The organism is Mesorhizobium carmichaelinearum, assembly GCF_900199455.1.
In the GTDB taxonomy this organism is placed as follows: domain Bacteria; phylum Pseudomonadota; class Alphaproteobacteria; order Rhizobiales; family Rhizobiaceae; genus Mesorhizobium; species Mesorhizobium carmichaelinearum.
The window spans coordinates 257,540-278,330 of sequence record NZ_FZQR01000007.1; the positions used below are offsets into that span (position 1 = coordinate 257,540).

At 62.6% G+C, this 20,791-nt stretch carries 18 protein-coding genes and 1 pseudogene; 16 read left to right on the plus strand and 3 right to left on the minus strand.

The genetic code is table 11. The features are described 5' to 3' along the window. Window positions 1-22: 22 nt before the first annotated feature. Window positions 23-235 carry a hypothetical protein gene (locus CKW40_RS18390; RefSeq protein ID WP_095201291.1) on the minus strand — a complete coding sequence of 71 codons (213 nt, stop codon included), beginning with the start codon at window positions 233-235 and terminating at the stop codon, window positions 23-25. A gap of 247 nt (window positions 236-482) precedes the next feature. Here CKW40_RS18390 and CKW40_RS18395 point away from each other — a divergent pair, with 247 nt between their 5' ends. From CKW40_RS18395 to tolA, 5 genes are all read left to right on the plus strand, one after another. Continuing rightward, on the plus strand, window positions 483-926 hold the full coding sequence (locus CKW40_RS18395) for a hypothetical protein (protein ID WP_198421151.1): 444 nt from the start codon (window positions 483-485) through the stop codon (window positions 924-926). A gap of 907 nt (window positions 927-1,833) precedes the next feature. Then, window positions 1,834-2,415 (plus strand): VOC family protein, encoded by a 582-nt coding sequence (locus CKW40_RS18400; RefSeq protein ID WP_095201402.1) that lies wholly within the window; start codon window positions 1,834-1,836, stop codon window positions 2,413-2,415. Between the two features lie 29 nt (window positions 2,416-2,444). After that, entirely contained in the window at window positions 2,445-3,287 is an 843-nt protein-coding gene (locus tag CKW40_RS18405) for a glutathione S-transferase family protein (protein ID WP_095201292.1), read from the plus strand. A 54-nt stretch (window positions 3,288-3,341) separates the two neighbouring features. Then, window positions 3,342-3,644, plus strand: coding sequence for a hypothetical protein (locus CKW40_RS43000; RefSeq protein ID WP_143748328.1), 303 nt, complete (start codon window positions 3,342-3,344; stop codon window positions 3,642-3,644). A 14-nt stretch (window positions 3,645-3,658) separates the two neighbouring features. Next, window positions 3,659-4,030: a cell envelope integrity protein TolA gene (gene tolA, locus CKW40_RS18410; RefSeq protein WP_095201293.1), complete on the plus strand. Its 372-nt coding sequence runs from the start codon at window positions 3,659-3,661 to the stop codon at window positions 4,028-4,030. A gap of 161 nt (window positions 4,031-4,191) precedes the next feature. Here tolA and CKW40_RS18415 read toward each other — a convergent pair. Then, a pseudogene (locus CKW40_RS18415) lies at window positions 4,192-4,408 on the minus strand (hypothetical protein). Window positions 4,409-4,734: 326 nt separating this feature from the next. Here CKW40_RS18415 and CKW40_RS18420 point away from each other — a divergent pair. The 9 genes from CKW40_RS18420 (at window position 4,735) to phoB (ending at window position 16,586) form a co-directional block, all read left to right on the plus strand. Next, a complete protein-coding gene (locus CKW40_RS18420) occupies window positions 4,735-5,643 on the plus strand; it encodes a DUF2865 domain-containing protein (RefSeq protein ID WP_095201294.1) in 909 nt (302 codons plus the stop codon). A 104-nt stretch (window positions 5,644-5,747) separates the two neighbouring features. Further along, window positions 5,748-5,984, plus strand: a complete 237-nt coding sequence (locus tag CKW40_RS18425) for a hypothetical protein (protein WP_095201295.1) — start codon at window positions 5,748-5,750, stop codon at window positions 5,982-5,984. Window positions 5,985-6,576: 592 nt separating this feature from the next. After that, window positions 6,577-10,749, plus strand: a complete 4,173-nt coding sequence (locus CKW40_RS18435; protein ID WP_095201297.1) for a PAS domain-containing protein — start codon at window positions 6,577-6,579, stop codon at window positions 10,747-10,749. A 530-nt stretch (window positions 10,750-11,279) separates the two neighbouring features. Continuing rightward, a complete protein-coding gene (pstS, locus tag CKW40_RS18440) occupies window positions 11,280-12,335 on the plus strand; it encodes a phosphate ABC transporter substrate-binding protein PstS (protein WP_095201298.1) in 1,056 nt (351 codons plus the stop codon). Window positions 12,336-12,403: 68 nt separating this feature from the next. Further along, complete coding sequence (pstC, locus tag CKW40_RS18445) at window positions 12,404-13,387, plus strand: phosphate ABC transporter permease subunit PstC (RefSeq protein ID WP_095201299.1); 984 nt, start codon at window positions 12,404-12,406, stop codon at window positions 13,385-13,387. Between the two features lie 3 nt (window positions 13,388-13,390). Then, window positions 13,391-14,242 (plus strand): phosphate ABC transporter permease PstA, encoded by an 852-nt coding sequence (gene pstA / locus CKW40_RS18450; RefSeq protein ID WP_095201300.1) that lies wholly within the window; start codon window positions 13,391-13,393, stop codon window positions 14,240-14,242. Beyond that, a complete protein-coding gene (gene pstB / locus CKW40_RS18455; RefSeq protein ID WP_027053973.1) occupies window positions 14,239-15,042 on the plus strand; it encodes a phosphate ABC transporter ATP-binding protein PstB in 804 nt (267 codons plus the stop codon). The genes pstA and pstB overlap by 4 nt, the downstream gene beginning before the upstream one ends. A gap of 25 nt (window positions 15,043-15,067) precedes the next feature. Then, window positions 15,068-15,775: a phosphate signaling complex protein PhoU gene (gene phoU / locus CKW40_RS18460; RefSeq protein ID WP_095201301.1), complete on the plus strand. Its 708-nt coding sequence runs from the start codon at window positions 15,068-15,070 to the stop codon at window positions 15,773-15,775. A gap of 121 nt (window positions 15,776-15,896) precedes the next feature. Further along, a complete protein-coding gene (gene phoB / locus CKW40_RS18465; protein ID WP_032917568.1) occupies window positions 15,897-16,586 on the plus strand; it encodes a phosphate regulon transcriptional regulator PhoB in 690 nt (229 codons plus the stop codon). A 154-nt stretch (window positions 16,587-16,740) separates the two neighbouring features. Here the strand turns inward: phoB and CKW40_RS18470 are convergent, their stop codons facing one another. Then, window positions 16,741-17,988 (minus strand): ROK family protein, encoded by a 1,248-nt coding sequence (locus CKW40_RS18470; protein WP_095201403.1) that lies wholly within the window; start codon window positions 17,986-17,988, stop codon window positions 16,741-16,743. Between the two features lie 271 nt (window positions 17,989-18,259). Between CKW40_RS18470 and xylF the strand changes: the two genes are divergently transcribed. Continuing rightward, window positions 18,260-19,300: a D-xylose ABC transporter substrate-binding protein gene (gene xylF / locus CKW40_RS18475; protein ID WP_095201302.1), complete on the plus strand. Its 1,041-nt coding sequence runs from the start codon at window positions 18,260-18,262 to the stop codon at window positions 19,298-19,300. Window positions 19,301-19,445: 145 nt separating this feature from the next. After that, entirely contained in the window at window positions 19,446-20,777 is a 1,332-nt protein-coding gene (locus CKW40_RS18480) for a sugar ABC transporter permease (protein WP_095201404.1), read from the plus strand. Window positions 20,778-20,791: the final 14 nt, after the last annotated feature.

A 20,791-nucleotide genomic window follows, 5' to 3' on the forward strand; every position in this document is an offset into this window, starting at 1 on the left:
TCACACTTTTCCTGGAATTGCTCTAGGCCTTTTGTTTTGCTGCCCTGTAGTCAGCTTCCCACGGCAATTCGTCAAAGTCCGGCTTGAGCCCGCCAGCGCGGTAGGCTTCCTGGGCCATGTAATCGCATTTGGCCTTCTCCAGGATGCAGGCAAAGGGCGGATTTCCTGGGCAACGGTAAAGGCCTACTGCTTCCACCTTAGAAATTCCCCGCGAATATCTCAGAATGAATTCCATGGCTGCCTACGCATGTCGTCCTTCGTTGTGATGAAGCCCAAGCACTTGGTACCGAGTCCCGGTGCACAGTTGGGTGCGGGCGACAGGCTTGTAAAACCCGATCCCCGAGAAAAGCAATTTGAACAGGAGCGTCAACCATGTGTCTGGTCGGACTCCCAGCTGTCGATCGTTTCAAGTCGTTCACCTTGCGCGAGGAAGGCGCAAGGATGATGATGACGGCGCTACATGGCTTCCTCGATGGTATCGATTGAACAAGACCTGCGCCGACGTCCAAGGGCCTGCCAAGATAGATGTTGCCTTCATGATCGACTCACCCAAGCGTCAGGATTCCGATGAGGCCATCGAGCCGGGTTTTCAGGCGATCGAGGCGCGCAGAGTTCCCTTGCCCGTCGGCTACAGACAGGGTGTGATCTCGGCGATCACCGTATTGCTCGGATTTTCGCTTCTTTTCCTGCGGTATTGGAATTTCGAAGCTGATGGCGGATGGACGACTGCCTCGATCCTGGCGACGCTGCTGCTCGCGCTGGCCATCGTCCTGCAGCTCGTTGCACTGTGGCGTTCGCTGCTCCCGCGTGACGACGACGAGCCGGTCTATCAGGTCACGCTGCGCTGGTTCCTCGCGTCGATCATCGCTCTTCTTGCGGGCGTGCTGCTGGCCGGGCTGACCGCTTCGCATGTCTTCAATCTTTGATTGGGCCGCGCGACCATCCGCTTTTACGCCGCAAGGTCGTCCTGTTGACTGCACGGAAAAGCCCCGCCGACCGGGAGTCAAGCGGGGCCCTTGGAGTAGCCGCAAAAGGGGACTGGCTTCGGACTACTCATTGATCCGTAGGATCATCTTCAATATGGCCCTCAGGATGAGATGGCGCATCGGCCGAACAGATGAAGGAAACAGCCCCATCCACATTTCGTGGCCATCCTCTCTGCGCGTAGAGAGGGCCTGGACAACTCTCGGGCACGCACCCGCGCGGATCGCGTTTGGCCGGGAGGGATTGGCGAAGCCCACGAAAACGCCGCGGGTCCGCGTGCCCCGAATACCCCCAATTTAAGTCAGGCCGTGACGCTTGAAAGCGCAACGATCCCTGTTACTTACGGCGTGGGGTAGCATCCGCGGCAACGTGGATTTTGGGTTGGGTAGAGTTGGAATGGCGTCAGTGAAGATGATTTGCCCGCGCTGCCATGGCGGCGGCAAAGTTTTCGATTGCTCCAGATGGAGTGCGTCGAAGGGGTATTGCTGCCCGCAAGGAACGCACCAGACCAGTTGCCCGGGCAAGACCGTTACCTGCACCGAGTGCAGTGGCCTGGGAATGCTGGCGGAAGCCGAACTCCGGGCCGTCGCCTAGTCGCGGCTTCTGCCGGACGCGGTAAGGCGGCTTTCGCCTTGCAATCTGTCCGCCGTCTCTTGAAAAGATCCTACAAGCTTTTAGGGCCAAGGGCGGGTCTCCCGTCATGCAATGATAGGACTTGCGGCTTCTGGCGCGGCGGGTCCGATTGCACTAGCATCACGTCATGGATTTCGAGGCAGGGCTGAAGCGGCGCAGAGAATGCCGGGTGCCAGGCAGATCCTGACGGGCAACGATGCCGCGGGGAGAAGGCCGATGCAGAAACTGCAAGCGCAGGGCGTCCACCATATCACGCTGGTCGGCGCCGGCCGCCAGACTTCGATCGATTTCTGGGAAGGCGTGCTCGGCATGCCGTTCATCTTCGAGCAACCCAACCTCGACAAGGCCAGCGAAAGCCATCTCTATTTCGATCCGGGCGACGGCCGCTTGATCACCGTCTTCACCGATGAGAGCCGCACGCCGCAGAAGCGGCGCACGCCGACCGATCCGGGCTGCGTCCACCACATCGCCTTTGCGGTGTCGCGTGTCACCTTTCTGCAGGCGGTCGCACGGCTCGATGAGCGCGGCATCAAGCACAGTGGCGTCAAGGATCGCGGCTTCATGGATTCGATCTATTTCGAGGATCCGCTCGGCCTGCTGATCGAACTCGCCTCCTACCGCTTCGAGCCGCCGGCGGGTTTCACCCATGCGGACGTGCTGATGCAGGCGCACAGGCTGCGTGTCGGACGCGGCGATTACAACATCGCCGAGGTGCATCTCGCCGACGCGATCCAGGCGCTTGTCGAGAGCTCTCGCGCGACCTTGTCGGACGACCGGGCGCCGAAGAATCCATACTGACGGCCAACAAAAACACAGGGAGGATAACAATGGCAAAGACAGTGAAAAGCGCGAAGAAACCGGCTGCCAAGGCAACGGCGAAAGTGGCCGCGAAGCCAGCGGTGAAGGCAGCCGCGAAAGCCGTAGCCCAAAAGTCGGCGCCGAAGACCGCCAAGGCCAAGCCGGCGAAAAAGCCGGCGCTGAAACTCAGCATGCTGAAGCCGAGCGTCAACAACATGACGGTGCGGGTGTTTGCCCGCGCGGCCGGGTTCGACGCCGCCGAGACCGACGCCTGGGGTCATACGCGTTCGCCGGAATACATGGCGCGCAATCCGGCGCATCTGACGCCGATGATCGAGGACAAGGGGTTGCCCAGGGGCGTGCTTTGGGAAAGCTGCGCCATCATGCAGTATCTTGCCAACAAGCACGGGCTGGAGAAATTCTATCCGAAGGCGCCGGCCAAGCGGGCGATGGTCGACAGCGCCATGTTCTACCTCATCGGCACGCTCTACCCCCTTGTGGCGCGCGCCACCTACCCGGCGCTGGGGTTCCCGCAATATGCCGGCGAGGTCGGCCACAGCGATGCCCATCCGGACAAGAAGTCGGAAGCACAGAAGGCCGCGATGGCCGCGATCGCCGAGCCGCTGGAGGTCTTCCACAGCTTCTTCAGGGACGGCAAGCCGTTCATCGGCGGCAAGAACCCGTCGATCGCCGACATAAGGCTGGCGGCGACGCTCGAGTTCCTGGCGGTCATCGACTACGCGCTGCCCAAATGGGCGAAGGAGTATATGGCGGCAATCGAGAAGAAGCTTGGTAAAGCCTACGCCGAGCCGGCCGGCGACGTGCGTGGCTACATCGCCTATGTGCGGTCGCAGGCGAAGGCTTCAGCATAAGGGTTCGTTAACCAAAGCCCTGTCTACTGGCAGGAATTCACCACGCGACCACGGATGTACTGGCGCACGATCGGTGGAAGGAAAGGTCGGCTCCGTGCCGGCCTTTTTGCTTTTTCGGGCCTCATGCCGGGACATCGCGCGACGGTGACCAGGCAACGCCAGAGCATTTCACCGTTTCACGGAAACGGCGAGCCGCTCTATCTCTTTGTTTTTACGCAATTCCGGACGGAAAACCGCTCACACTTTTCCTGGAATTGCGCCAGCGCATCAACTTTTCGCGTCGGCATATTGTTATCGCCGACGCTGGCTCTAACATCGCTTCCAGCGGATTCGGCGTGGAATGCCGGCCTGGAGTGAGATGAGGGCTTGCGATGAAATGCGTGGCGGCAACGCTGATGATGGCCGGTGGAATGCTCGCTGGGACGCTTGTCCCGTCACAGGCAGCAGTGCTCAACACGATGGATGATGTCGGGGACGCGATCCAGGCGTGCTGGACGCCGCCGGCGGACGCCGGGAATTCGACCGTAACCCTGAGTTTCAGCTTCAAGCGCAACGGCTCGCTGATTGGTCCGCCACGGCCAACCGCCGTCAAGGTCGCCGGCGATGACAAGGCGCGGAAGGCATTCATCGACGCGGCCATTGCCGCCGTCAAGAAATGCACGCCCCTGGCTTTTTCACCGGCTTTGGCGCAGGGCGTTGGCGGCAACGTCTTCACGTTGCAACTGGTTTCTCCGAAGAAATAGCTGTTGCCGCCGACCTTTCAGTGAGAAATGGCGGCACTTGGCTACATATTCCTGACGTCCATGGGCGAGGGAAAGCTTTCGGAGGGCGAGGGAAAGCTTTCGGACAGATTGCCTGGTAAGGCCTTACGCCTCCGCCAGGCTGGCTTTCCAGAACCAATTGTTCAATGGCTCAGGCGCCGAACCTCGGCATGCCGTGCCAGGTCAGGTGTCTCCGAACACGTAGTCGCTCCAGGCCGATTCCGGAATCTGTCCGGCCAGATAGCACTCAAGCAACAGGTTTTGCTCGGGATTGAGCGGTCGTGGCGCGCGCTCGTGATCCAGCCCGAGAGAATGGAAAAGGTTTCTTGTCAGTTCCGATACCGTGAAGTGGATCGACATCTGCGTTCTCCTCTGCCCATCAACGCGGCAGTCAGGCAAAGGTTTCAAGGTCAGGTGCCGGTCAAGCCGGATTGATCGTTCGCCTCGACGGCCCATGGTGCTGCGATTTCGACATCCGCCGGACTGGCCGCGTTGTTTTCCGGTTCGTCTCAATCTTGAAATAAAAATGTAATATCGAATTTACAGGAGCCATTCTATTACACTAGAGGAAAGTCTGTTTCAGGCCGTAACTCTTTAAATATTAGGTATAGCTCATTTAGTTGTAGATTATCCGAGTCGAAAGAACGCGATTCCAGTCCGTCAGCAACAAGGACAACGTCGTCCCGATGATCCGTTTCTGGTTTCTCATGATGATCGCACTGGTGACGGTGGCGGTCTCTGCGCTCGGCACGGCGTCTTCCTATGCGGATAGTTGCAGCGCGATCAGAGGTCAGTTGCTGTCTGGCGGCCGCGGTGGGGGCGTGAGCCCCGAACTGGCGCAGCTGCGCCGCCAGCTTGCGGCGATCCAGGGCCTGGAGAGGCAACGCAGATGCACGGCGCAAAGCGCCACGGGCGGCTTCTTCAATGCGTGCGCCGACCTTGCCAGAAACCGCACGGAGGTGCAGCGCCAGATGGCGGCCGCATCCAATTCCGGCCGGGACATTTCGGGCCTGCAGGCACGGTTCGCGGCGCTCGGCTGCACGTCCGGGGCGAAGGATCAGCGCCCGGCGCCGAGGACCCAATCCGGCGGAGCAATCTATGCCGGCAATGCGATGCTGTTTTGCGTGCGCCTGTCGGATGGATATTTCTTCCCCGCGCCAAAGTCGCAATTTGCCGGCAGCGACGATGTCAAGGATATGGCCGATCAGTGCCGTTACATCTGCGATGATCCGGCCGTCGATCTTTACACGCTGAGCGATGCCAGTCTTGAGACCGAAAAGATGGTCGCGCTCGATACGCGCAAACCCTATACCGAACTGCCGTCGGCTTTCCGCTACCGCGACGATGCCAGTTTCAAGGCCTGCGATGTCAAGCGCTACTACCAGCGCGTTGCCGAATTGCGGGCAAGGACGGTGACGCCGACAAACATGACCAACGCCATCATTCCTCTCCCGCTGCCAAAGCCGGACCTCGGCAACGTTGCGGCGATCCCGCAATCCGGCACCGAGACCGCGGCTGTCGCCCAGCTGCAGTCGATCGAGGCCAGCAAGCGGCCGGTGCGCGTGGTCGGCCCGGCCTTCTTCCCGGCTGAATGACCACTGTTGCGACGATCCTGCCGTTTGCCGGGCTGCAAGCGTGATCTGATTGGAACAGCTGCCTGCTCACGGCGTTGTGATCGACATCAGCCAGGAGAAACGCCATGGCCACGTTCAGGGAAATGCGGGTTCTGGAGATCGTCGAAGACGGCTCCCTGACCAATGACGAGAAGGTCGCCGAACTGCGTGAGATCGAATCCGAGGCGCGCGGCCTGCAGCGGGCGGCCTCGGAGAGCTCCATGGGTGATGATGACGGCTGGCAGGACGATTTGCGCCAGGTTCGCCTTGCGCTCGACAAGCTTGGCGCAAAGGAACCGAAGAAGGGCGCGGCATCGCTATAGGCCTGTCCGCTGTGAGGCTCCGGCGGGCAGCTTCCCTGAATTGCTCCTATTCGCAGACCATGCGAACCCGTTGGCCTGGCGCGCTCACGTTCCTGCATGCCAATTGCTTTTGCGAATCCGAGTCCGAGGGCGCGGGAGGCGGCGGCGAAAATCTCGTCTGGTGCCGTCTATGCACGGCAGGCTTCAAAACCCTGCGGTCGGAAAATCGTCCGGGTGGCGGCTGTGGCGGCACCGGAAAGGCGCCGCTGTCGGCCGGCGGTGCGTAGTCGATATTCGGCGGCGGCCGGTCCCAGAAGCGCCTGGCGTCGAGTGGCCGCGGTATGATGACCGTGCCGTCATAGCTGCGCGAACAGCCACTGCCGAAAAGCAGCACCACGCCCAGCAAGAAAGGCCCTATCCGTCCAATCATAAGCAACACCCCTGCACGGGCTTATAACGCGGCCTTGGTCCGCCCGACAACCGGACTGAATAACGCAGGAGGAGCGCGCTGGTTGCGCCGTTAAGGTTAGCGGATCGTTAATGCTTCTCGGGCACATTCCGCCGACGAACCGCGGAGGGAGGGTTCGGCCTTGATTTTCGGGGTGGGGACAGCATGGCGGAAGCGGACGAAACAATCGGCGCGCGCGGCAAGCGTGAGCCCGGCAAGGCGGTGCATCGCGGCGATGCGCCACCGCGCGCGGACATGGATTCGACCGATGCGCTTCGCCAACTGGTCGAGGCAGGCTCGGACTGGGTCTGGGAGACCGATGCCGAACTGCGCTTCTCCTGGCTTTCCCCCACCTATCAGGCGGCCACCGGTATCGATCCGGCCGATGTGCTTGGCCGGTTCCGCTTCGATTTCCTCAACCAGGTCCTGAAGGGTAACCACAGCGGGGCTGCGCATCTGGAGGATCTGCAGGCGCGCCGGCCGTTCCGCGACTTCGTCTACGAACTGAAGGGCGGCGGCGCCGACTGCCGCTGGGTGCTGACGTCAGGCTTTCCACAGTTCGACAACGAAGGAAGTTTTACCGGCTATCGCGGCATAGGCCGCAACGTCACGGCGCTGGTCAGCGCCTTCGAGACCGTGGAGCAGAACCCGTTGTCGGGCAGCGAACCCGACCGGCATCTTGCCGATCTGGAACGGACGATGGACGCCATGCACATGGGCGTCGTGCTTCTCGATGCCAAGCTCGACACGCTGATCGTCAACAAGGCCTATCGCGATCTGTCGAGGATTCCGGACGATGCCGTAACCGTCGGTGCTCCGTTCAGCCGGTTGATGGAACTCAATCGCCGCAATGGCATCTATGGCGACATCGACGAACAGCCGTGGCAGCGCTACCTCGCCACCCGTATCGAGGAGATTCGGGCAGGCTCCGTCGCGCCACGCGAATTTGTCCACGCCAATGGCAGGACGATGATGTTCTCGGTGACGGCGCTGTCTGGCGGCAAGCGGCTATTGACCTACTATGAGGTCACCGAACTCAAGCGTCGCGATGCCGAGATCGAAAGCGCCAACGCCAAAATCGCCGAGACCTTCGTCAATCTGCGCACTATGGTCGATGAGATGCCGATCGGCGTTCTCGTCCTCGATGCCGATATGCGTGCCGAAGTCATCAATCGCGCCTTCTATGACTTCTGGAGAATCGATCCCGGCCGCGCTGGGATCGGCTCGGCCTTCCGCGAGCTGATGGAAGCCAGCCGCGGCATCGACCCTTACGGCGCCGATGAAATTGCCTGGCAACGTCACACAGCCGAGCGCGAAGCCGAAATCAGGGCCGGCGTCGCCGGCTCCAGGCAATTGCCGCACAATGACGGGCGCACGCTTGTCGCATCGCTGGCACCGCTGCCCGGCGGCAAGCGGCTCATCTCCTATGTCGACGTCACCGACATGAAGGGCCGCGAGACCGAGGCACAGGATGCGCGCAAACATCTCGCCAGCGTGCTGGAATCGCTGCCGGCCGGCGTCATCATCTACGACCGCGACGACGAGTTCGTCTTCGCCAATCGCAAGCTGCAGGACTCGCTGCCGGCGCTGAAACCCTTCTGGCAGCCTGGCCGCAGCTTCCGCGAGGCGCTCGAGTTCGGCCAATCGATCGGCTATTTCCGCTCGAGCGGCGATGCCAGCATCGACGGGCTGTACGAGACCGAACCCGAACGCTGGCTCGACAGCATGCTGGCGCGCTACCACCTACCAAATTCTTCCTACGAGCGGCTCAATGCCGATGGACGCTGGTATCAGGTCTACGACATGCGCACCGATGACGGCACGTTCATCGGCGTGCGCGTCGACATCACCGACATCAAGAGCCGCGAGGCGGCGCTGCGCGACTCGATGCGCCAGATCGATCTCTTCCGGCACGTTATGGACGAGTTGCCGGTGGCCGCCTTCATCAAGGCGCAGGACCTGAGCATCGAATTCGTCAACAAGGCCTGGTGCGCGATCACCGGCCTCGCCAAGGAAGACGTCATCGGCCGGACCGACCGCCAGCTGTTCGGCGCCGAGGACGCGGAAGGCTACAGCCATGACGACACCGATGTCGTGGCGACCGGCGCCGTGCGCGAGGTCGAAGAGCCCGTCACCCATCGCGACGGCACGGTGCGGCAATTGATGACGCGCAAGAGCCGCCTGGTGGCCATTGACGGATCGGTGCATCTGGTCGGTTCCAGCACCGACATCACCGAAGTCAAGGCGCGCGAGCGGGCTCTGGAAGAGAGCATGCGCGAGAACGAGGTGTTCCGCAGCCTGATCGACAATGTACCGGTGTCGATCTATGCCAAGCGCTCCGATCTCCGGCAGTTCTATGTCAACAAGGGCTGGTGCGATCTGACCGGTCTCAGCAGGGAGGATGCGATCGGCAAGACCGACATCGAGATCTTCGGGCCGGATGGCGAGGCTTTCGTGGCCGGCGATCTCGCCGTGCTGCGCACCGGCGACACCCAGGAGATCGAGGAGACGGTGCGGCTTGCCGATGGCAGCGTCAGGCATCAATTCGCGCGCAAGGGCGCGATGATCGCGTCGGACGGTTCGCTCTACCTGATCGGATCGACCACCGACATCACGGAGCTGAAGATGCGCGAGGCGGAGCTCAGCGAGGCGCGCCAGCGCGCCGTGCTCGCCGACCGCGCCAAGTCGGAATTCCTTGCCAATATGAGCCATGAGATCCGCACGCCGATGAACGGGGTGCTGGGCATGGCGGAACTCCTGGCCAAATCCAATCTCGATCCGAAGCAGAAGACGTTCACCGACATTATCGTCAAGTCGGGCAACGCGCTGTTGACCATCATCAACGACATCCTGGATTTCTCCAAGATCGATGCCGGCCAGATGGTGCTCGATCCAGCGCCCTTCAACCTTGCCGAGGCGATCGAGGACGTGGCGACGCTGGTGTCGACACGGGCCAAGGAAAAGGACCTCGAGCTCATCGTGCGCGTCGAGCCGAGGCTCGAAAGCCTGTTCATCGGCGATGTCGGCCGTATCCGGCAGATCGTCACCAACCTGCTCGGCAATGCGGTCAAGTTCACCGATGAAGGCCATGTGCTGGTCGATGTGACCGGCGAGCGGGTCCCGACTGGGACCAGGCTGACGATCTCGGTCACCGACACCGGTATCGGCATCCCCGAGGAAAAACTGAAACTGGTGTTCGAAAAATTCAGCCAGGTCGACACCTCCTCGACCAGGCGGCACGAGGGCACCGGGCTGGGCCTTGCCATCACTTCACGGCTGGTCGAACTGATGGGCGGCGAGATCGGCGTCGAGAGCGCCGAGGGCAAGGGCTCGACCTTCTGGTTCACCGTGACGCTGCCCAGGGCCGGACAGCAGAACGGGCAGCGCATCATGCCGGTGGACGTGACGGGCGCACGCGTGCTGATCGTCGACGACAATGCCGTCAACCGGGCCATCCTGACTGAGCAGATGACCTCGTGGACATTCGATTCCTGTGCGGCCGAGAGCGGCGCCGAGGGCCTCAAGGTGCTGATCGCGGCTGCCGCCTATGGCGTACCCGTCGATTGCGTCGTGCTCGACTACCAGATGTCGGAGATGAGCGGCGCCGAAATGGCGCGCATCGTGCGCAACACCGAAGGCCTTGCCGACACGCCGATCATCATGTTGACTTCGGTCGACCAATCGCTCGCCAACACCAGCTACCGCGATCTCGGCATCGACGCCCAGCTGATCAAGCCGGCGCGCTCCTCCGTGCTCCTGGAGACGCTGGTGGCGACGATCCAGCGCCATCGCCACACCACGGATGGTCCGGCCCAGCAGCTTGTGACCGAGAAGCTCGATGCTCCCCAGCGGCCGCCGCTGGCGCTGTCGGAGCAACGCGCGCAATTGCAGCCGCCGCCGGTTCGCCCGAGGCTGCCTGCCACCGGCGGTGGCGGGCACAGGCTGGATATCCTCGTGGCCGAGGACAATGAGGTGAACCAGATGGTCTTCACCCAGATCCTCGGCGAGACCGGCTATGGTTTCGAGATCGTCGGCAATGGCCGCAAGGCGCTCGACGCTTTCGGCAAGCTCAATCCGTGCATGATCCTGATGGACGTCTCGATGCCGGAGATGAGCGGGCTCGAGGCGACGGCCGCGATCCGCCAACTGGAGCAGGAAACCGGCACGCATGTGCCGATTGTCGGCGTCACCGCGCATGCGCTCAAGGGCGATCGCGAACGCTGCCTGGAGGCGGGCATGGACGATTATCTGCCCAAGCCGATCAGCCCCAGGGCCCTGCTGGAGAAAGTCGAGCGCTGGCTCGGCGCCGGCCGCCAGGTCCAGCGCAACGCGGGATAGCACCGGGTCGCCCAGTTCCAAGCATCCGAAGCGGCAAGCCGAGGGAATCAATCGCCGATTTGCTGCTACCCTTGCGTGCAATGCCTATGGTGCGATCGCACCATACCAAAGGCGGCGGCGAGCCGGAACAATAGCAAAATCGAATTCCGCCCTTGCAGTTACGGGCGGGAGCAGCGACCGCCGGCAATGAACAGCGTCAACCTACCCCAACGGACCTGTTTTGGCGATGGCCCGGCCATGACACGCTCTGGCTTTGAGCAACGCGCTCCCGTCCGGATTTTCTTCACCTGAGAAAGCCCCGTCGAATTCGGCGGGGCTGCAACCGGCGGATGGCTCAAGTCCCTGATTTCGGGGGCAAACCCGGACCTGGCCACGACCATCCGACGCCACCGTCTTTTCCAGTGCCAGCGACGCGTTACCGGGCTGACATGAAACTGTCATGCGACTGTAATAATCGAAGTCTATTGGCCTCAGCGGGCGCTGGTTTTGAATGGCGCCGAGAGACCATCTTCCGAACAGGAGCAGGCCACATGAGACATTTCATCCGCTCGGCGGCCGTTGCGATTGCAATGGCTACAGCGTCTACTTTCACCCTTTCCGCAGCCATCGCAGCTGACCTTTCCGGCGCCGGCTCGACCTTCATCTATCCGGTGTTCGCCAAGTGGGCCGACACCTACAAGAAGGATACCGGCGTCGGCCTCAACTACCAGTCGATCGGCTCCGGCGGCGGCATCAAGCAGGTCATCGCCAAGACCGTGACCTTCGGCGCCACCGACAAGCCGATGTCCGACGCCGATCTGGAAAAGAACGGCCTCGTGCAGTTCCCGATGGTGATGGGCGGCATCGTGCCGATCGTCAACCTCACCGGCGTCAAGCCGGGCGAACTCGTCCTGGACGGCAAGACGCTCGCCCAGATCTATCTCGGCGCCATCACCACCTGGGACGATGCCGCGATCAAGGCGCTGAACCCCAGCCTCACCCTGCCGTCGACCGCGATCGCCGTCGTGCATCGTTCGGACGGCTCGGGCACCACCTTCAACTTCACCAACTATCTGGTGAAACTCTCGCCCGACTGGAAGGACAAGGTCGGTTCGGACACCGCCGTCGAATGGCCGACGGGCGTCGGCGCCAAGGGCAGCGAAGGCGTTGCCAACACCGTCAAGCAGACGGACGGCGGCATCGGCTACGTCGAATACGCCTATGCCAAGCAGAACAACCTGTCCTACTCCAAGATGCTGAATGCAGCCGGCAAGGTCGTCGAGCCGTCACTCGAATCTTTCGGCGCTGCCGCTTCGAATGCCGACTTCAAGACTGCCAAGAACTTCAACGTCATCATCACCAACGAGCCCGGTGACACCACCTGGCCGATCGCTGCCTCCACCTGGGTTCTGATCCACAAGGCTCCGGATGATGCCGCTGCCACCGGCGAAGCGCTGAAGTTCTTTGCCTGGGCCTACAAGGACGGCAAGGAAACCGCCAAGGCGCTCGACTACGTCTCGATCCCCGACAGCGTCGTCGACCTGATCAAGGCTTCGTGGAAGGCCGACATCCAGGCTGACGGCAAGCCCGTCTACGCCGGCGAGTAATACCCTCTGAAGGAGCGTCGCGCCTGCGGCGCTCCTTTTCTCATCAACTTGAAAGAGCCGAGCTTGACATGAGCGCTGTCCAGGAAGCCTTGCCAGCCGTTAGAGGTTCGCGCGACGCCACCGTTCGACGGTTCGCGCTGACCGATTCGATCTTCCATGGAATGACCCGCGCCGCCGCCATATTGGTGCTGGTCCTGCTCGGTGGCGTTGCGATCTCGCTGGTAGCCGGTTCCTGGCAAGCTCTGTCGACCTTCGGCTTCTCCTTCCTGACCAGCGAAAGCTGGAACCCGGTGACGGAGAAGTTCGGTGCCCTGGCGCCGATCTACGGCACCATCATCACCTCGGCCATCGCCATCCTGATCGCCGTGCCGCTCGGCATCGGCATCGCCATCTTCCTCACCGAGCTTTGCCCGCGTCCGCTTCGTCGCCCGATCGGCATGGCGGTGGAATTGCTGGCCGGCATCCCTTCGATCATCTATGGCATCTGGGGCCTGTTCGTGCTGGCACCATTCCTGCAGACGACAGTGCAGCCTTTCATCATCAGCGTGTTCCACGGCATTCCGGGCCTCAACGGCCTGTTCGCCGGTCCCCCTTACGGCATCGGCCTGCTGACCTCGGCGATGATCCTGGCCATCATGATCCTGCCTTTCATCACCTCGATCACCAAGGACGTCTTCGATACGGTGCCTTCGGTGCTCAAGGAATCGGCCTATGGCATCGGCTGCACGACCTGGGAAGTCACGCGCCGGGTCGTCATTCCTTACACGCGCATCGGCATCATGGGCGGCGTCATGCTCGCTCTCGGCCGCGCGCTCGGCGAAACGATGGCGGTGACCTTCGTCATCGGCAACGCGCACCGCATCTCGACGTCGCTGTTTGCGCCGGCAACGACCATCTCGGCGACCATCGCCAACGAATTCACCGAAGCGGTCGGCGATCTCTACACCTCCTCGCTGGTGGCGCTCGGCCTGATCCTGTTCGTCATCACCTTCCTGATCCTTGCCATCGCCCGCTACATGCTGATGCGCATTGACGCCCGCACCGGAGCCTGACCGATGTCGACAGCCGCATCGCTTCACCAGAGCCGCAAGCGCAAGAATGGCGTGATGATGACGCTGTGCGTCGTTGCCGCCGGCATCGGCCTTGCCTGGCTGGCGCTGATCCTTGGCGCCCTGCTTTACAAGGGCCTCGCCGGCGTCTCCCTGTCGGTCTTCACGGAAATGACGCCACCGCCAGGCGATGCCGGCGGCCTGCTCAACGCCATCTACGGCAGCATCGTGATGACCATCATCGGCATCATCGTCGGCACGCCGATCGGCGTCCTGGCCGGCACCTACATGGCCGAATATGGTCGCTTCTCGAAGCTCACCACCGTGGTGCGCTTCATCAACGACATCCTTTTGTCGGCACCGTCGATCATCATCGGCCTGTTCGTCTATGAGCTGATGGTGCGGCCGATGGGGCATTTCTCGGCGATCGCCGGCGCCGTCGCCCTGGCCATCCTGGTCATCCCGGTCGTGGTGCGCACCACTGAAGACATGCTCAACCTGGTGCCAAACGCCTTGCGCGAAGCCGGCACCGCGATCGGCGCGCCGCGCTGGGTGGTCATCCGCTCGGTGGCCTACCGCGCGGCACTTTCCGGCATCGTCACCGGCATATTGCTGGCCATTGCCCGCATCTCCGGCGAGACCGCACCGCTTCTTTTCACGGCGCTGAACAACCAGTTCTGGTCGAGCAATCTCAACGCGCCGATGGCCAGCCTGCCTGTCACCATCTTCCAGTTCGCTCTCAGCCCTTACGAGGAATGGCAGCAGCTGGCCTGGACCGGCGCACTCATCATCACATTGACGGTTCTCGCGCTCAGCATCTTTGCGCGCAGCCTGACCGGACGCAGAGAGGACAAATGAGCCAGATGTTGTCTCCAGACATGACGATCGCCGCCGAGGCGGTGGCCAAGGCTAAGATCGAGGTCAAGAACCTCAACTTCTACTATGGCCAGTCGAAGGCCCTGAAGGACATCACGTTGTCGCTGCCCGAGCGCAGCGTCACCGCCTTCATCGGCCCTTCGGGCTGCGGGAAGTCGACGCTGCTGCGCGTCTTCAACCGCATCTACGAACTCTATCCCAAGCAGACCGCCGAGGGCCAGGTGCTGCTCGACGGCCAGAACGTTCTCGACCGCTCGCAGGACCTCAACCTGCTGCGCACCAAGATCGGCATGGTGTTCCAGAAGCCGACGCCGTTCCCGATGTCGATCTACGAGAACATCGCCTTTGGCGTCAGGCTCTATGAGAAGATCAGCAAGGCCGAGATGGACGGCCGTGTCGAGCAGGCGCTGAAGCGCGCGGCACTGTGGACCGAGGTCAAGGACAAGCTCAACGCCAGCGGCCTCAGCCTGTCGGGCGGCCAGCAGCAGCGGCTATGCATCGCACGCACCGTGGCGGTGAAGCCGGAGGTCATCCTGCTCGACGAACCGGCCTCGGCACTCGACCCGCTGTCGACCGCCAAGATCGAGGAGCTGATCGACGAGCTGCAGGCCGACTACACGATCGTCATCGTCACCCACAACATGCAGCAGGCGGCACGCGTGTCGAAGCAGACCGCCTTCATGTATCTGGGCGAACTGGTCGAGTTCGACAAAACCGAGAAGATCTTCACGTCGCCTCGCGAGAAGCGCACGCAAGACTACATCACCGGCCGCTTCGGCTGATCGCACGCATACGAGGACCAGGATCATGGCCGAACATACAGTTGCAGCCTTCGACGAGGATCTCGGACAGATCAGCAGGCTGATCAGCGACATGGGCGACCTCGCCGGCTCGATGGTCGGCGGCGCCACCAAGGCACTGCTGAATTCCGACAACGCGCTTGCTCAGCGTGTTGTCTCCGACGATGCCATCATGGACGCGCGCCAGCGCGAACTCGACGACCGCGCCATCACGCTGATCGCCAAGCGCCAGCCGATGGCCGACGATCTGCGTCATGTCGTCGGCTCGATCCGCATGGCCGGCGATCTCGAACGCATTGGCGACCTTGCCAAGAACATCGCCAAGCGCGTCGGCACTGTCGGCCTCACCGCCACGCCACGCGACCTGTCGCACTCCATCGACGCCATGGCGCAGCTGGTGCTGATCCAGGTGCAGGGCGTGATCGAGGAGTATGCGGCGCGCGATGCCGCCGCACTGGCGAAGCTGCGTGCCGACGACGAACGCATCGACGTCAAATACACGTCCGTCTTCCGCGAACTCTTGACCTACATGATGGAAGACCCGCGCAACATCACGGCTTGCACGCACCTCTTGTTCTGCGCCAAGAATCTCGAACGCATCGGCGACCACGTGACCAACATCGCCGAGAACGCGTACTATGTCCTGACCGGCACGCAGCTGCCCGCCAATCGCCCCAAGCAGGACGAGACGGCGATGTCGGCGCCGGTGGCCTGAGCGCTAGAGCGGCTCATCGTTTCGTGGAAACGCCGAACCGCTCTATCTCTTTGTTTCACGCAATTCCGGACGGAAAACCGCTACACACTTTTCCGGGAATTGCTTTGGAGGTGACCAGACGATGATCGCGCCACGCATCATGGTGGTGGAGGATGAGGAGCCGCTGGGGGTGCTGCTCCGCTACAATCTGGAATCCGAGGGCTACCAGGTCGAGGTGGTGCCGCGCGGCGACGAGGCCGAGATCCGGCTGCAGGAAAACGTGCCCGATCTCCTGGTGCTCGACTGGATGGTGCCGGCGGTGTCTGGTATCGAACTGTGCCGGCGCCTGCGGATGCGGCCCGAGACCGAGCGGCTGCCGATCATCATGCTGACCGCGCGGGGCGAAGAAAGCGACCGTGTACGTGGGCTTTCCACCGGCGCCGACGATTATCTGGTCAAGCCGTTCTCGACGCCGGAATTCATGGCTCGCGTCAAGGCGCTGCTGCGCCGCGCCAAGCCGGAAGTGCTGTCCAGCGTGCTCAAGGTCGGCGACATCGTGCTCGACCGCGAATCGCACCGGGTCTATCGCAAGAAGAGCGAGATCCGGCTCGGGCCGACCGAGTTCCGCCTGCTCGAATTCATGATGCGCCATCCCGGTCGCGTGTTCTCGCGCAGCCAGCTGCTCGACAATGTCTGGGGCGAGACGATCTACATCGACGAGCGCACCGTGGACGTGCATGTCGGCCGCCTGCGCAAGGCGGTCAACAATGGCCGCATGCCCGACGTCATCCGCACCATTCGTGGGGCGGGCTACGCGATCCGCGAAGATTAGGGATATGTTGAGATTCAGGTGATGCCGGCCTGCGAATGGCGGTTTCCTGCGCTTCCGGTACTCACGGACCCAAATGTCCGCTCCGTTCCGGTTCTCGGAACCCGCCATTCTCGACTCGGCCTGACCTGAATCTCAACATATCCCTGCGCGTTACTCAGGCAACGTTCTTGCCGGCAACGCCTGACTTACCCTGCACGCCCGGCGCGAAAATCTCCTGGTCGACGAAGGTCAGCGCGCGCATGGCGCAGCCTTCGCGGATCAGCGGCAGTTCGTTCGGTTCGGTGTCGAATGAAATCGATTTCGAGTGGTGGCCGCCGGCAGTCTGGGCGATCGCCTCGCGCAATGCCGGCTCGATCAGGTCGAAGGCGGCGGCGCTGACGCCGACCATGGCGACGGGTGCGGGATCGATCAGCGCGAACAGGCTGCCGAGGCCGTAGCCGAGTGCCTCGCCGGCCTTGCGATAGGCTTCGCGCTCAGGCCCGTCCCGTTCCCGCGCCGTCGCGGCGAGCGCCCGCATCTGCGCGTCGCTGACATCTGCAACCGGCTCGGTGTCCTCACTGAGCTGCCGGGCATTGCGCCAGATGGCGTAGTTGCCGGCATAGGCCTCGACGCAGCCGCGGCGCCCGCAGCGGCAGAGCGCACCACCCGGCCGATGGATCATGTGGCCGAACTCGCCGCCCGAGGAATGGGTGCCGGTAAACAGCTCGCCCTTCAGCACCAGCCCCATGCCGATGCCGTGCGACAAAAGGATGGCGATGAAGTCGTCGCGGTAGCGCTCGGGATCGCGCCAGCGCAGCGCTACCGCCATCATGTTGCAGTCGTTTTCCATGGTGGCGGGGATGCCGAACTCGGCTTCGAGGATGTCGGCGAAGGCGATGTCGGTCTGCGGCGTGATCGGCGACCACAGCATCGCCCGGGCCTCGGTGTCGGTGATGCCCTGGATCGCCAGAGCGATGCGGGCGACGCTGCGCACGTCGATATCGGGATCCTCGAGGCGGCGCCGCACGATGGCGACGCATTCGCCGATCAGCGCTTCGCGCGACATGGTCAGCGTGTCCAGCCGGCGCTGTTCCTCCGATATCACCTGGCCGGCATAGTCGATGACGGCGACGGACAGGAAATTCAGCGACAGCACCACGGTCATGACGGCCGCGGCCTCCGGGTTGAGGCCGAGGCCGACCTGCGGCCTGCCGCGCTTCAGTGAGCCGGCCTCGCTCGGCTTGCCTTCGGCCAGGATGCCTTCACCGATCAGATCGGAGGAAATCGCCGATATGGTCGAATGGCTGAGGCCGGTGGTCGCGGCGATCTCGGTGCGCGAGGGCCGGCCGGCCCGGCGCACGGCCGCAATCACCATCGCGCGGTTGCGCCGGCGCAGATCGTCGTGACGGATTCCGACCGACATGTTTTCCCACATCCTCCCGGTCGCCGCGGTTCCTCCGGCCCCTCAAACGCTGCCGGCGACACGAACAAATACTGGCAGAAGCGGCCCGTCCTGTCATTTATTTATTCCGAGGCTCGAAAAAAATTCGCGGGGACATCAAAATCCATCAGAATCGTTGTTGACAGCGTTCCGGTGTTGGATCAGTGTTTTTTCGAGGCTCGAAAAAATAGAGCCTCTGTGCCGGCCTTAGGGCCAGTTTGGTCGCGCCATACGCGGCGCAGGGAGGAATATCATGAAGAGATTCACAGCCGCCATCCTGGCGGGTGTCGCCATGTCGCTGACGCTTGCGTCGGTCGCGCAGGCGAAGGACAAGGTCATCGGCGTTTCGTGGTCCAACTTCCAGGAAGAGCGCTGGAAGACCGACGAAGCCGCCATGAAGAAGGCGATCGAGGCTGCCGGCGACAAGTACATTTCCGCCGACGCACAGTCCAATCCCGGCAAGCAGCTTACCGATGTCGAGAGCCTGATCTCGCAGGGCGCCAATTCGCTGATCATCCTGGCGCAGGACGCCTCGGCCATCGGCCCGGCCGTGCAGAAGGCGTTGGACGAAGGCATTCCGGTCGTCGGCTATGACCGCCTGATCGAGAACAAGGACGTCTTCTACCTGACCTTCGACAACAAGGAAGTCGGCCGCTTGCAGGCCGCTGCGGTGTTCAAGGCCAAGCCGGAAGGCAATTACGTCTTCATCAAGGGCTCGGGCTCCGATCCGAATGCCGACTTCCTGTTCTCGGGCTCGATGGAAGTGCTCAAGGCGGCCATCGACAGCGGCAAGATCAAGAATGTCGGTGAGGCCTATACGGACGGCTGGCTGCCCGCCAACGCCCAGAAGAACATGGAACAGTTCCTGACCGCCAACGACAACAAGGTCGACGCGGTCGTCGCGGCCAATGACGGCACCGCCGGCGGCGTTGTCGCGGCGCTGACGGCGCAAGGTCTCGCCGGCACCGTGCCGGTGTCGGGTCAGGACGGCGACCATGCCGCGCTGAACCGCATCGCGCTCGGTACCCAGACCGTGTCGGTTTGGAAGGACGCGCGCGAACTCGGCAAGAACGCCGCTGAGATCGCCTCCCAGCTGGCCGACGGCAAGAAGATGACCGACATAGCTGGTGTGAAGGACTTCACGACACCTGGCGGCAACACCGTCAAGTCGCTGTTCCTGACCCCGGTCGCCATCACCAAGGACAATCTCAACGTCGTCATCGACGCCGGCTGGATCAAGAAGGACGAAGTCTGCGCGGGCGTCGCCGCCGGCAGCGTCGCGGCCTGCAACTAAACGGCGCAATACTGTTCGACATCGACGCCGCGGCCCAAAAGCCGCGGCGTTTCTCAAGGGGCTTCCCGCTTCAAATGACTGCGGAAAGCAAATAGCATCCATGTTCCGGCATCCGCGCCAGACGGTAAACCGGTGGGAGGATAGCATGACCGACACGACCTCTAATCAACCGGTCGGCAGCACTGCGGCGGACAAGGCGCGCGCATCCGAGCTTAGCGCCGTTGGACGGTTTCTCAAGGCCACCGAACTCGACACGCGCATGCTTGGCATGGTCGGTGCGCTGCTGGTCATCTGGGTCGGCATCCATATCCTGTCGGGTGGGCTTTTCCTGACGCCGCGCAATCTGTGGAACCTGTCGGTGCAGACCTCTTCGGTCGCGATCATGGCGACCGGCATGGTGCTGGTCATCGTCATGCGCAACATCGACCTCTCGGTCGGATCCGTCGAAGGTGTGATCGGCATGATCATGGGCGTGGCGCAGGCCGAATTCCTCATTCGCGTCATCGGTTTCCAGCTTGGAAATCCCTGGCTCTGGATCATCGCGCTGGCGGCAGGCGTGGTGCTTGGTCTGCTGATCGGTGCATTCCAGGGCTTCATCATCGCCTATATGGAGGTTCCGGCCTTCATCGTGACGCTGGGCGGCCTGCTGGTCTGGCGCGGCATGGCATGGCTGATCACCAGCGGGCGCACGGTCGCGCCGCTCGACACAACCTTCCAGCTGATGGGCGGCGGACCACGCGGCTCGATCGGCGCCACTGCCAGCTGGATCGTCGGTGTCGTCGCCTGCGTGGCGGTCGCCTTCATGCTGCTCAACGGCAGGTCGCAGCGCAAGCGGTTCCACTTTCCGCTGCGCCCCGTCTGGGCCGAGACCTTGCTTGGCGTGGTTGCTTGCGCCGCTATCCTTGGCGCCGTCTGGATCGCCAATTCCTATCCATGGCCGATCGGCATCGTGCGCCAGTACGCCCAGCAGAACGGCATTACCGTTCCCGAGGGCGGGCTGTTCATCGCGCATGGCATTGCCATACCGGTGCTGATGGCGGTGGCAGTGGGCATCATCATGACCTTCATCACCAAGCGCACGCGTTTCGGCCGCTATGTCTTTGCCATTGGCGGCAATCCGGAGGCGGCCGAACTTGCCGGCATCAACACGCGCTGGGTGACCATGAAGGTGTTCATGATCATGGGCGTGCTGGCCGCCATCAGCGCGGCGATCTCGTCGGCCCGGCTCAACGCGTCGACAAATGCACTGGGCACGCTGGACGAGCTTTTGGTCATCGCCGCCGCTGTCATCGGCGGCACGTCGCTCGCCGGTGGCGCCGGTACGGTGATGGGCGCCATGCTGGGCGCGCTTCTGATGCAGTCATTGCAGTCGGGCATGGTGCTGCTCGGCATCGACTCGCCGCTGCAGAGCATCGTGGTCGGCGCCGTGCTGGTCATCGCGGTGTGGCTCGACACCGTCTATCGCAAGCGGGTTTAGGGGGAGAAACGATC